This is a genomic window from Actinoplanes couchii, from assembly GCF_016862075.1.
GTDB lineage: Bacteria > Actinomycetota > Actinomycetes > Mycobacteriales > Micromonosporaceae > Actinoplanes > Actinoplanes couchii.
On sequence record NZ_BOMG01000064.1, the window covers coordinates 67,862 to 79,995 of the forward strand.

Sequence of the window (12,134 nt, forward strand, 5' to 3'; positions counted from 1 at the left end):
GAACGGACGGGCCCTGCTCGATGATGACGTGCGCGTTGGTGCCGGAGATGCCGAACGAGGACACCGCGGCCCGGCGCGGACGGTCCGCCGCCGGCCAGTCGGTACGGGTGTCGAGCAGCCGGACCGCGCCCGCCGACCAGTCCACGTGCGACGACGGCCGGTCGCTGTGCAGGCTGCGCGGGACGCTGCCGTGGCGCATCGCCATGACCATCTTGATGATCCCGGCGACACCGGCGGCGGCCTGGGTGTGGCCGATGTTCGACTTCACCGAGCCGAGCAGCAGCGGACGGTCCTCGGCGCGGTCCTGGCCGTAGGTGGCGAGCAGGGCCTGCGCCTCGATCGGGTCGCCGAGGGTGGTGCCGGTGCCGTGCGCCTCGACCACGTCCACGTCGTCGGTGCCGAGCCCGGCGCCGGCCAGCGCGGCCCGGATGACCCGCTGCTGGGAGGGCCCGTTCGGGGCGGTCAGGCCGTTGGACGCACCGTCCTGGTTGATCGCGGAACCGCGTACGACAGCAAGGATCTGGTGGTTGTTGCGGCGAGCGTCGGAGAGCCGCTCCAGAACCAGCATGCCGACACCCTCGGACCAGCCGACGCCGTCGGCGGTGTCGGAGAACGCCTTGCAGCGGCCGTCCGGTGACAGGCCGCGCTGCCGGGAGAACTCGATCAGCGAGGTGGGGGTGGACATCACCGTGACGCCACCGGCCAGGGCCAGCGTGCACTCACCGGCCCGCAGCGCGTGCAGGGCCCAGTGCAGGGCGACCAGTGACGAGGAACAGGCGGTGTCCACCGAGACGGCCGGGCCCTCCAGCCCGAGCGCGTAGGCGACCCGGCCGGAGGCGATGCTCGCCGAGGTGCCGACACCCTGGAAGCCCTCGAACGTCGGCCCGGTCAGGAAGGCGGAGTAGTCGTTGTACATGATGCCGGCGAAGACACCGGTGCGGCTGCCGCGCAGCGACGACGGGTCGATGCCGGCCCGCTCGATCGCCTCCCACGACGCCTGCAGCAGCAGCCGCTGCTGGGAGTCGGTGGCCAGCGCCTCGCGCGGGCTCATGCCGAAGAAGGCGGGGTCGAAGTCGCCGGCGTCGTGCAGGAAACCGCCGTGCCGGGTGTAGGTGGTGCCCAGGTGGTCCGGGTCCGGGTGGTAGAGGTGCTCCAGGTCCCAGCCGCGGTCCACCGGGAAGCCGGAGACCGCGTCGGTCTCCTCCGCCACCAGCCGCCACAGGTCCTCCGGCGAGGAGACGCCACCGGGGTACCGGCAGCTCATGCCGACGATGACGATCGGGTCGTCGGCGGTGTCGGCCAGCGGCATGGTCGCGCCGGCGTCACCGGCGGCGCCGAACAGCTCCGCCAGCAGGTGCCCGGCCAGAGCGGTCACCGTCGGGTAGTCGAAGATCACCGTCGCCGAGGTCCGCAGACCGGTGACGGCGGCTAGGCGGTTGCGCAGCTCCACCGCGGTGAGCGAGTCGAAGCCCAGGTCGGTGAAGGGCCGGGCCGGGTCGACGTCGTGCGGGCCGTCGTGGCCCAGCACCGCGGCGACCTGTGCGCGGACCAGCCCGATGACGGTGTCGCGGCGCTCGTCCGCGCCGAGGCGGGACAGCTGCTGGACCAGCCCGGCGGCGGCCTGGGTGCCGGACACCGCGGACCGGCGCGGGGCCCGGATCAAGCCGCGCAGCCACGCCGGGACGTCACCGCGGGACCGCAGCACCGGCAGGTCGAGACGGACCGGCAGCAGCACCGCGTCGGCACCGGACAGGGCCGCGTCGAACAGCGCGATGCCCTGCTCGGCGGTGAGCGCCGGGGTGCCCGCCCGGGCCAGGCGCTCCAGGTCGGCCTCGGACAGCGTGCCGGTCATCCCGGACGTCGCCGCCCACGGTCCCCACCCGAGGGACAGAGCATTCCTTCCCTGCGTACGGCGTAGCTCGGCGACCGCGTCGGCGAAGGCGTTCGCGGCCGCGTAGTTCGCCTGGCCGGCCGCTCCGGCGGTGCCGGAGAACGAGGAGAACACCACAAAACCGGCGACGTCCCCGGCCGCGCGGTGCAGGTTCCACACCGCGTCCGCCTTGGGGCGCAGCACCGCGTCCAGGCGCTGCGGGGTGAGCGACTCGACCACCCCGTCGTCGAGCACACCCGCCGAGTGCACCACCGCGGTCAGGCCGGTGATCCCGGCGACCAGCGCGTCCACCGCGGCCGGGTCGGCCACGTCGCAGGCGGCCACGTCGACGTGCGCGCCGGCCGCGGTCAGTTCGGCGACCAGTTCCGCGGCGCCGGCCGCGTCCGGGCCGCTGCGGCTGACCAGCAGCAGCCGCCGCATGCCCCGGGTGACCAGGTGCCGGGCGAAGACCGCGCCCAGCCCGCCGGTGCCACCGGTGACCAGCACCGTCCCGTCCGGATCCCAGCCGAGGTCACCGGCCTGCGCGGCGACCCGGACCAGCCGGCCGCAGCGGATCTCGCCGCCGCGCAGCGCCAGCTGCGGTTCGTCGGAGCCGAGCGCGGCGAGCAGCCCGTCGGCGCCACCGGCCGGGTCCAGGTCGATCAGGCCGAACCGGCCGGGGTGCTCGGCCTGCGCCGAGCGGACCAGACCGCGCACGGCGGCGGCGGCCGGGTCGGTGTCCGCGCCCCGGGTGACGACGACCAGACGGCGGGTGTTGCCGCCGTCGGCGGCCCACTCCTGCACCCGGGCCAGGACCGCGGCGGTCTCGGAGTGCGCGCCGGCGACCGGGTCACCGGACGGGGCGACCTGGACGAGCACGGTCGCGGCGGCCGCGTCGACGGGCAGCCCGGCGGCCAGGCCGAACACGTCGTCACCGTCGAGCGCGACGGCGGACGGCAGGGCCGAGGTACCGCGGACCGGCACCCAGTCCAGCCGGTACAGCGCCTCCCGGCCCGGGACGGTGTTGCCCTCGGGGGCGCGCAGCACCAGCGAACCGGCGGACAGGACCGGCTGACCGGCCGGGTCGGTGACGGTGAGGCTCACCGCGTCGGCGCCGGCCGGCGACAGCTTGACCCGGACCGCGGTGGCGGCCGAGGCGTGCAGGGTGACGTCCTGCCAGGCGAACGGCAGCCCGGACAGGCCCATCAGGGAGGTGGCGTGCAGAACCGCGTCGAGCAGTGCCGGGTGCATGCCGAACTGCTCGGCGTCCAGGCCCTCGGGCAGAACGGCCTCGGCGTGGACGTCGTCGCCGTCACGCCAGGCGGCCACCAGGCCCCGGAACGACGGCCCGTAGACGAATCCGGCGTCGGCCATCCGCTCGTACAGGCCGGTCAGGTCGATCGGGGTGGCGCCGGCGGGCGGGACGTCGACGGCCTCGGCGGTGTACGCGCCGGTGCTCAGCGTGCCGGTGGCGTGCGAGGTCCACGGCTCGTCACCGGCGTCCTCGGCCCGGGAGTAGACGGTGAGGGTGCGCCGGCCGGACTCGTCCTCGCGGCCCACCCACACCTGCACGTCGACGCTGCCGGTGGCGGGCAGCGGCAGCGGGGCGGTCAGGGTCAGGTCCTCGACCAGGTCGCAGCCGACCTCGTCGCCGGCCCGGATCGCCAGCTCCAGGAACGCGGTGCCGGGCAGCAGCAGGGTGCCGCCGGCGGCGTGGTCGGCGAGCCACGGGTGGGACCGCACCGACAGCCGGCCGGTGAGCAGCAGCCCGTCGGAGTTGGCCAGCGACACCGCGGAGGCGAGCAGCGGGTGGTTCGCGGCGCCGAGCCCGGCGGAGGCCCCGAAGGTGCCCTTGGGCCAGTAGCGGCGGCGCTGAAACGGGTAGGTGGGCAGGTCGACGTGGGTGCTGCCGGTGCCGGCGAACCAGGCGTCCCAGCGCACCGGAACCCCGGTGACGTGCAGTTGGGTCAGGGCGGAGGTGAGGGTGGTGGTCTCCGGGCGCCCGGAGCGCAGCGCGGCCACCACGGTGGCGTCCTCGTCGCTCTGCCGGGTCATCGCGGCGAGCGTGCCGTCCGGGCCGAGTTCCAGGTACGTGGTCACGCCGTGCTCACGCAGCCAGGCGACACCGTCGGCGTACCGGACCGCGGCCCGCACCTGACCGGCCCAGTAGTCGGCGGAGGTGAGCTGCTCGACGGTGGCCGGGACACCGGTGACGGTGGACACCACGGGCATCGACGGGGCCTGCGCGTCGAGCCCGGCGACGATCTCGCGGAACTCCGCGAGCATGCCGTCCATCCGGTGCGAGTGGAACGCGTGGCTGACCGCGAGCCGTTTGACGTGGCGGCCGGGCAGGGTCGCCAGGACGGCGTCCACGGCGTCCTCGTCGCCGGACAGCACCACGGCGCGGGGCCCGTTGACGGCGGCGATCGACACACCCTCGGACAGGGTGATCTCGTCCTCGGCGGCCTCCACGGCGACCATCACGCCGCCGGCCGGCAGCGCCTGCATGAGCCGGCCGCGGGCGGCGACCAGGGTGGCCGCGTCGGCGAGCGAGAAGACACCGGCCAGGTACGCGGCGGTGACCTCGCCGATCGAGTGGCCGATCAGGTAGTCCGGGGTGACGCCGTGCCCGGTGGCGAGCCGGTAGAGCGCCACCTCGACGGCGAACAGCGCGGGCTGCGCGTTGCCGGTCCGTTCCAGCAGGTCCGCGTCGTCGCCCCAGACGATGTCGCGCAGTCCGGGGAAGTGGCCGCAGACCTCGTCGAAGGCCTCGGCGAAGACCGGGAACCGCTCGTACAGCTCCCGGCCCATGCCCAGGCGCTGGGAACCCTGGCCGGTGAACAGCACCGCCAGTTTGCCGCGGCCGAGGACACCGCCGGTGACCAGGCCGGTGGCGGGCCGGTCGGCGATCAGCTCGGCGAGCGCGGCGGCCGGGTCGGCGGCGGTGATCGCGGCCCGGTGCTCCAGCGCGGACCGGGTGGTGGCCAGGGCGCGGGCGACCGCGACCGGGTCGGCCGTGCCGCCGGTCAGCAGGTCAAGGACGCGGGCGGCCTGGGCACGCAGTGCGGCCGGGTTGCGGCCGGAGAGCAGCCACGGCATCTCGTCCGGTACGACGGTGGCCGGCGCGGCCTCGGCGGGCGCCGGCGCCTCCTCGATGATGGCGTGCGCGTTCGTGCCGCTCAGGCCGAACGCGGAGACACCGAACCGGCGCGGCTCGTCGCGCCGGGGCCACGGCTGCTCCTCGGTGAGCAGCCGCACCGCGCCCGCGGTCCAGTCGACGTGCGTGGTCGGGGTGTCCACGTGCAGGGTCCGGGGCAGCACCTCGTGGCGCAGCGCCATGACCATCTTGATGATCCCGGCGACGCCGGCGGCGGCCTGGGTGTGGCTCAGGTTGGACTTGACCGAGCCGAGCAGCAGCGGGCGTTCCGGGTCACGGCCACGGCCGTAGGTGGCCAGCAGCGCCTGCGCCTCGACCGGGTCGCCGAGCGTGGTGCCGGTGCCGTGCGCCTCGACCGCGTCCACCTGGTCGGCGGAGAGCCGCGCGTTCACCAGGGCGGACTCGATGACGCGCCGCTGTGACGGGCCGTTCGGGGCGGTCAGGCCGTTGGAGGCGCCGTCGGAGTTGACGGCGGAGCCGCGCAGCACGGCCAGGATGGTGCGGCCCTTGCGCTGTGCCTCGGACAGGCGCTCCAGCACCAGGACGCCGACACCCTCGGACCAGCCGGTGCCGTCGGCCGAGTCGGCGAACGACCGGCAGTACCCGTCCGCGGCCAGGCCGCCCTGGCGGGCCATCTCGACGAAGGTGGTCGGGCTGGACATCACGGTGACGCCGGCGGCGATCGCGGTGCCGCACTCCCCCTGGCGCAACGACTGGGCGGCCAGGTGCAGCGCGACAAGCGACGACGAGCAGGCGGTGTCGATGGTGACGGTGGCGCCGACCGAGCCGAAGAAGTAGGCGAGCCGTCCGGACAGGACGCTCGTGGAGTTTCCGGTCAGGACGAAGCCGCGGACGTCGTCCTCGGGGCCGACCCGGTAGTCCTGCGGCATGCCGCCGACGAAGATGCCGGTCCGGGTGCCGCGGATCGACGCGGGCGGGATTCCGGCCCGCTCGAACGCCTCCCAGGAGGTCTCCAGCAGAACCCGCTGCTGCGGGTCCATGGAGAGCGCCTCCCGCGGGGAGATGCCGAAGAAGTCGGCGTCGAAGTCCGGGGCGTCGTGCAGGAAGCCGCCGGCCGCGGAGGCCTCGGCCAGTTCACCGCCGAGGTCCCAGCCCCGGTCGGTGGGGAAGCCGGACAGGCCGTCCTCGCCGGCCAGCACCATCCGCCACAACGCCTCGGGACTGTCCACACCACCCGGATACCGGCAGGCCATGCCGACGATCGCGATCGGCTCGCCGACCGTGGCTTCCAGCTCGTTCACCCGCTGCCGGGACCGCTGCAGATCCGCGGTCGCGCGCTTGAGGTAGTCCCGGAGCTTCTGTTCCTTGTCCACGGCGCCCGTCATGATTCGGAGTCTCGGCCGTGGCGACCGGGAAAATCCCTAGAACCCCGCCTGCGACTTTAGGGAATACCGGGTGCGGATCCGATCAGGATGCTGGCATGACGGTTGGTACCCCCGTTACCCCGGAGGACCTGTTCGCCCCGGAGCCGGAAGCGGATCCCTGCGACTCCCTCGACGACCTGCTCATCAGCATGCTGATCGATCGCACGCTCCGCGCCCGCGGCCAGCACGAGGCCCGCGCCGAGGCGGGGCTGCCGGTGCGCAAGATGGCCTGGGAGTACGCGATGGTCAAGCGCTACACGTCCCGGCTCGGCCCGGAGGGCGCGGAGATCGCGCGCGCGATGCTGGCGCTGGCCCATTCCCGCAGCGACCTGCCCCCGGACGCCTGACCCTTCCACCGCCCGACAAAAAGGCGGGGCACCCGTTCCCGGGGCCCCGCCTTCACTCTGTGGTGAGTCGCCTACCAGGCGCCCGCCGGCATCAGGTCGGCGTACTCGTGTTCCCGCGAGGTCTGCAGGAGGTCACAGTCGACCATCATGCGCATCAGCTCGGGGAAGTCCACCCTGGGCTCCCAGCCGAGTTGCCGCTTGGCGATGGCCGGGTCGGCGCAGAGCACCTCGACCTCGGCCGGGCGGACCAGGGCCGGGTCGATCACCACGTAGTCCTCCCAGTTCAGGCCGACGTGCTCGAAGGCGATCCGGACCGCGTCCCGGACCGAGTGCATCTGCCCCGTGCCGATCACGTAGTCGCCGCACTCCGGCTGTTGCAGCATCAGGTGCATGGCCCGCACGTAGTCGCCGGCGAAGCCCCAGTCCCGGACCGCGTCCAGGTTGCCCAGGTGCAGCTTGTCCTGGAAGCCCTGCTTGATCCGGGCCACCGCGAGCGAGATCTTGCGGGTGACGAACTCCGAGCCCCGTCGCGGGGACTCGTGGTTGAACAGCATTCCGGAGACCGCGTACATACCGAAGGACTCACGGTAGTTCTTGGTGATGAAGTGCCCGTACGCCTTGGCGACGCCGTACGGGCTGCGCGGGTGGAACGGCGTCGACTCCCGTTGCGGGGTCTCGAACGCCTTGCCGAACATCTCCGAGGAGGAGGCCTGGTAGAAGCGGATCTGGGTACCGCCGTTGCGGGAGTGGTTGAGCCCGCTGACCATCCGGATCGCTTCGAGCACGCGCAGCACGCCCATACCGTTGATCTCGGTGACCAGTTCCGGCTGCTGCCAGGACATCGGCACGAAGGAGATCGCGCCGAGGTTGTAGACCTCGTCCGGCTGGACCTTCTCGACCGCGGACACGAGACTCGACTGGTCCATCAGGTCGCCGTCCACGAACGACAGCTCGGAGGCCAGCCTGCTGACCCGCAACTTGCGGGGGTTGGCCTGGCCACGGATCAGGCCCCAGACCTGATAGCCCTCGTTGAGGAGATGTTCGGCCAGGTAGGACCCGTCCTGCCCGGTGACTCCGGTGATTAGCGCTCGCCTGGCCATTTCCGTCCCTTCACCGCCGACCGTCGACGCCAGTGACGCTACGATCCGGGCGACCGGCAGTTTCCCTAGATCCAGCGCGGTTATCGGCTACTTGATGAAGTCCTCGACCACCTTCGGTGGCCACACCCCCACGGTCAGTGCACCCATCGAGTACGCGCGGGACACCAGCGCGGCCCGGTTCGGCACCTTGAGCTTCCGCAGCAGACCGGCCACGTGGTATTCGACGCCCTGACGGCTCAGGAACAGGCGTGCGGCGAGCGGGATGGTGGACATCCCGGACGCGATGCCCTCGAGGATCTTCGCGTCGGTCTTGCTGAGGATCTTCTTCCGGCTGACCACGGCCGGCTCGGCGAGGCTCTCCGAGTCGTCCGGGCGCATCAGCACCAGCACGCCGGTGGCGTCCGGAGCGCCGCCCTGCACCACGACCCCGGATATCGTGCCGGTCAGCGGCTCGGCGTCCGGGCGGACCGCGATCACCGAACTGGTGAAGCGGTGCTGCTTGCCCTCCAGCAGCCGGGTGAAGTTCCGCATCATCGGCGCCCGCACGCTCGGGTGGATCAGGTCGGCGAACTTCCGGCCGCACAGTTCCGCGGAGGTCTCGCCGAATCGGCGGAAGAACTCCGGGTTCGCGTGCCGGACGGCCAGGTTCCGGTCCAGGTGGGCCATGCACGTTCCGGGGTCGTCGGCAGAGAGAAGTACGTCCGCCGCGGCCTCGTCACCGATTTCGTCCAGGTGGGGAGCGATGGATGTGGAAAACATGACGAGCCTCCATTGCCTCTGTGCCGGTGCATCGAATCCCCGAGCGACGAGCGGCACCGGTCCCGACAGTTATCTGTGGCGGTGTCCCGGCTCGTCGGCCTTAATCTGGCGATCACACTAGGAGCGCCGGTTTCCGAGTGTCAACCGAGCTTGGGCCCAATTGATTGGGCCCAAGCCGGGCGACTAAAGGTTCTGTTTAAGGTGCGCTTCCAGCCCGGTCGGATTTATCGAAATCGCTACCTCGAAACACCCTGGACCTGCGAAAAACACGCTCCCATCAAGGGCCGGGCACACCTCACGGCACCCCGGTGCCACCGAACCGACGATCACCCACGGGTGATGAGGCGATCACTGTGAGCACGGTTTTACGGTGGATTTAAGGTAGCTGAAATATGGAAGTCGGCCAGTCTGTACACAAAGGAAATCCACTCTTTGTCACCCGCCGCTTCCGCTCTGGTGACACAGATGAGCGTCATTGCCCTTTCGGGAACATCCGGAGTGACCTTCGGGCAGATCGACAGACCCGGCAATAGAGCGATAGACATTCCTGGAAATAGAGATAGGCGCACGCGCGGATCAATTCCGGGCGGCTCATCGCCGATTCGGCGGCATTACGAATTGCCATGGAACACCGAACGCACCGGCGCCGGCGAGCGGCGGCACAGCACGAGCGGCGGCCGGTTCCCCGCCGCCACCAGATCATCATGATCAGGATCGGCCGCCGGTGAAACCCGTATTCACGACCGAAGGATCGGGGTAAGGAAGACCTTTTAGGGGTTGACTCGGCCAACCACAGGCGATATGCAAGTGCGGGTACGGGGGTCATCGGCATAGGGGAATCACTAGATTCGCCGCGGGTGCCGCCGGCGGCAGGCGTTTTCGTCGGACCCCGATGCCAGACTGGCGTCCATGACGGTGATGGAGAGCCTGGCTCTGACCAACTACGGTCACTTCACGACGATGCTGGTGGAGGACGGCCGGGTCCGTGGTCTGCGCCTGCACCTGGACCGCCTGGTCGCCGACTGCGCCACGATGTTCGCCGCCGAGCTGCCCACCGGTCTGGTCCGGCAGCGGATCCGCGAGGCGATCGCCGATCGCACCGGCCCGGTCGTCGCCCGCGTGACGATCACCGACCCCGGCCTGTCCCTGGCCCGCCCGTCCGGTCCGGCCCAGCCCCAGGTGCTGGTCACCATCCGCCCGCACGCGCCCACCGGGCCGCCGCTGCGGGTGCGCTCGACCGTCTACACCCGGGACGTGCCGGGTGTGAAGCACACCGGTCTGCTGGGCCCGCTCTACGAGCGCCGGCGCGCCCAGCTGGACGGCTGGGACGACGCCCTGTTCACCGACGCCGACGCGTCGATCAGCGAGGGCGTGACCTGGAACATCGGCTTCCTGGACGGCGACACCCTGATCTGGCCGGAAGCCGACGCGCTGCCCGGCGTCACCGCCCGGCTGCTGGCCGGGGCCTACGACGGTCCGCAGCGGACCGAGCCGGTCGGGCTCTCCCGGCTGCCCGGTCTCACCGCCGCGTTCGCCACCAACGCGGCCACCGGCGTGCGGCCGATCGCCGCCGCCGACGCCACCCGTTTCGACATCGCGCACCCCGCCCTGGAGGCGCTGCGCCGGCGGTACGAGTCGATCGTGCCGGAGGAGATCTGATGACAGAAACCGTGCCCTCGTTGTACGCGGTCAGTGACCTGCACGTGTCGTACCCGCAGAACCGGGCGATCACCGACGCGCTGCGCCCCGCGAACGACGGGGACTGGCTGATCGTGGCCGGCGACGTGGGCGAGAAGGTCGCCGACATCGAGGCGGTCCTGGCCGGTCTGCGTGCCAGATGGGCCAAGGTGATCTGGGCCCCCGGCAACCACGAGCTGTGGTCGCACCCGGACGACCCGGTGCGGCTGCGCGGTGAGCAACGGTACCGGCGGCTGGTCGAGATCTGCCGCGGCATCGACGTGCTCACCCCGGAGGACGAGTTCGCCGTCTGGCCCGGCCCGGACCACCCGGTCACCGTGGCCCCGCTGTTCCTGCTGTACGACTACTCGTGGACCGCACCCGGCACCACCACGAAGGAGGCCTCGCTCAAGGTGGCCTACGAGTCCGGTGTGGTCTGCACCGACGAGATGATGCTGCACCCGGATCCGTACCCGGACCGGGAGTCCTGGTGCTGGGCCCGGGTGACGGAGACCCGGCGCCGCCTCGACGCGCTCGCCCCGGAGACCCGGACCGCCCTGGTCACCCACTGGCCGCTGGTCCGGCAGCCGACCGAGGTCATGTACTACCCGGAGTTCGCCCAGTGGTGCGGCACCGACCGCACCGCCGACTGGCACGTGCGCTACCGGGCCGACGTCGCGGTCTACGGCCACCTGCACATCCCGCGCACCACGCACTACGACGGCGTCCGCTTCGAAGAGGTGTCGCTGGGCTACCCGCGGGAGTGGGGCCGGCGGTCCGGTCCGCCGGTGCTGCCCAAGCTGATCCTGGCGGGAGCGGCGGCATGATCGAGCGACTGCTGCCCGACGCGGTGATCGCGGTCGAGGCGTTCCATGACGTACCCGGCGAGAAGGTCTTCCCGGGTGAGGAGGACCTGATCGCGTCCGCCGTGGAGGTCCGCCGGCGCGAGTTCGTCACCGCCCGCCGGTGTGCCCGCGAGGCCCTGGTCCGGCTGGGTCACCCGCCGGTGGCGATCCGGCCCGGCCCGAAACGCGAGCCGCTCTGGCCGGCCGGGGTCGTCGGCAGCCTCACCCACTGCCAGGGTTACCGCGCGGCGGTGGTCGCCCGGTCGTCCGAGGTGGTCTCGGCCGGCGTCGACGCAGAACCGCACGGCCCGCTCCCGGACGGGGTGGAGGAGAGCATCGCCCTGCCCGAGGAACGCGCCATGCTCGCCCGCCTGGCCGCCGCCCACCCCGGCACCCACTGGGACCGGCTGCTGTTCAGCGCCAAGGAGTCGGTCTACAAGGCGTGGTACCCGATGGCGAAGTGCTGGCTCGGTTTCGAGGACGCCCGCCTCGACGTGTCCCCCGACGGCACCTTCACCGCCCACATCCTGATCAGCGGCGGCCCGTCCACTTTCGCGGGCCGCCACCTGGTGGACCGGAACCTCGTCGTGACCGCGGTGACCGTCCTGCCCTGAGATCAGCAAACCAGGTCACCCTCGGCGGTACGCGAGATCTCACTCTTCTTCGTCCGGGGTGTACGGATCTGCCGGGATCAGGTTGATATCCGGAAGGACGGCAGCTCGTTCTTCCGGAGTCGCGTCGAACGGCAGCATCTCGGCACCGTCAGGAATACCGACTCGGGGAAGGAAGATGCCATTGCGGCCCACTTCGCACCACATCGTCGCGAAGCCGACCCTGGACTCCGGATTCCCCGTGTACGTGATGTGCAGTCGCCCTTGATCACCGTCCGGGCACGGGACATCGACTCGGGCAGGCCAAGCGTCCCGCATCGTTGTGAAGGCGGTGAACCACGCCTCCCACCTGCGGTTGGAATCCGTCATCTCACGCATCGGGC

General features: G+C 71.7%; 8 protein-coding genes (1 of these 8 cut by a window edge). 4 read left to right on the forward strand and 4 right to left on the reverse strand.

What is annotated here, in order from left to right:
* Positions 1-6,373, reverse strand: the 5' end (the start) of a protein-coding gene (locus Aco03nite_RS26110; protein ID WP_203798818.1) for a type I polyketide synthase. Its footprint begins 20,573 nt before the window's first position; 6,373 of the gene's 26,946 nt are visible here — the first part of the coding sequence; the start codon lies at positions 6,371-6,373; its stop codon lies off the left edge, out of view.
* A 95-nt stretch (positions 6,374-6,468) separates the two neighbouring features.
* Here Aco03nite_RS26110 and Aco03nite_RS26115 point away from each other — a divergent pair, with 95 nt between their 5' ends.
* On the forward strand, positions 6,469-6,759 hold the full coding sequence (locus tag Aco03nite_RS26115) for a chorismate mutase family protein (RefSeq protein WP_203798819.1): 291 nt from the start codon (positions 6,469-6,471) through the stop codon (positions 6,757-6,759).
* Positions 6,760-6,830: 71 nt separating this feature from the next.
* On the opposite strand, the gene Aco03nite_RS26120 is transcribed toward Aco03nite_RS26115, so the two are convergent.
* Together Aco03nite_RS26120 and Aco03nite_RS26125 are read right to left on the reverse strand one after the other, a co-directional pair.
* A complete protein-coding gene (locus Aco03nite_RS26120) occupies positions 6,831-7,859 on the reverse strand; it encodes a GDP-mannose 4,6-dehydratase (RefSeq protein WP_203798820.1) in 1,029 nt (342 codons plus the stop codon).
* 87 nt (positions 7,860-7,946) lie between these two features.
* The gene (locus Aco03nite_RS26125) at positions 7,947-8,618 is read right to left on the reverse strand and encodes a helix-turn-helix transcriptional regulator (RefSeq protein ID WP_239145435.1); all 672 of its coding nucleotides are present in this window, start codon (positions 8,616-8,618) and stop codon (positions 7,947-7,949) included.
* A gap of 909 nt (positions 8,619-9,527) precedes the next feature.
* Between Aco03nite_RS26125 and Aco03nite_RS26130 the strand changes: the two genes are divergently transcribed.
* From Aco03nite_RS26130 to Aco03nite_RS26140, 3 genes are read left to right on the forward strand one after another with little or no spacing between them, the layout of a single operon-like run.
* Entirely contained in the window at positions 9,528-10,277 is a 750-nt protein-coding gene (locus Aco03nite_RS26130) for an aminotransferase class IV (RefSeq protein WP_203798822.1), read from the forward strand.
* Positions 10,277-11,122 (forward strand): metallophosphoesterase family protein, encoded by an 846-nt coding sequence (locus Aco03nite_RS26135; protein ID WP_203798824.1) that lies wholly within the window; start codon positions 10,277-10,279, stop codon positions 11,120-11,122. The genes Aco03nite_RS26130 and Aco03nite_RS26135 overlap by 1 nt, the downstream gene beginning before the upstream one ends.
* Positions 11,119-11,754 carry a 4'-phosphopantetheinyl transferase family protein gene (locus tag Aco03nite_RS26140; protein WP_203798826.1) on the forward strand — a complete coding sequence of 212 codons (636 nt, stop codon included), beginning with the start codon at positions 11,119-11,121 and terminating at the stop codon, positions 11,752-11,754. Before Aco03nite_RS26135 ends, Aco03nite_RS26140 begins: the two co-directional genes overlap by 4 nt.
* A 39-nt stretch (positions 11,755-11,793) precedes the next feature.
* Here Aco03nite_RS26140 and Aco03nite_RS26145 read toward each other — a convergent pair whose 3' ends face one another.
* The gene (locus tag Aco03nite_RS26145; RefSeq protein WP_203798828.1) at positions 11,794-12,129 is read right to left on the reverse strand and encodes a hypothetical protein; all 336 of its coding nucleotides are present in this window, start codon (positions 12,127-12,129) and stop codon (positions 11,794-11,796) included.
* Between the last annotated feature and the right edge of the window lie 5 nt (positions 12,130-12,134).

Excerpts from the sequence above, each read along its gene's own strand:
- Aco03nite_RS26115 (WP_203798819.1), top strand. The coding sequence starts at position 6,469 with ATGACGGTTGGTACCCCCGTTACCCCGGAGGACCTGTTCGCCCCGGAG.
- Aco03nite_RS26120 (WP_203798820.1), bottom strand. The coding sequence starts at position 7,859 with ATGGCCAGGCGAGCGCTAATCACCGGAGTCACCGGGCAGGACGGGTCC.
- Aco03nite_RS26125 (WP_239145435.1), bottom strand. The coding sequence starts at position 8,618 with ATGTTTTCCACATCCATCGCTCCCCACCTGGACGAAATCGGTGACGAG.
- Aco03nite_RS26130 (WP_203798822.1), top strand. The coding sequence starts at position 9,528 with ATGACGGTGATGGAGAGCCTGGCTCTGACCAACTACGGTCACTTCACG.
- Aco03nite_RS26135 (WP_203798824.1), top strand. The coding sequence starts at position 10,277 with ATGACAGAAACCGTGCCCTCGTTGTACGCGGTCAGTGACCTGCACGTG.
- Aco03nite_RS26140 (WP_203798826.1), top strand. The coding sequence starts at position 11,119 with ATGATCGAGCGACTGCTGCCCGACGCGGTGATCGCGGTCGAGGCGTTC.
- Aco03nite_RS26145 (WP_203798828.1), bottom strand. The coding sequence starts at position 12,129 with ATGCGTGAGATGACGGATTCCAACCGCAGGTGGGAGGCGTGGTTCACC.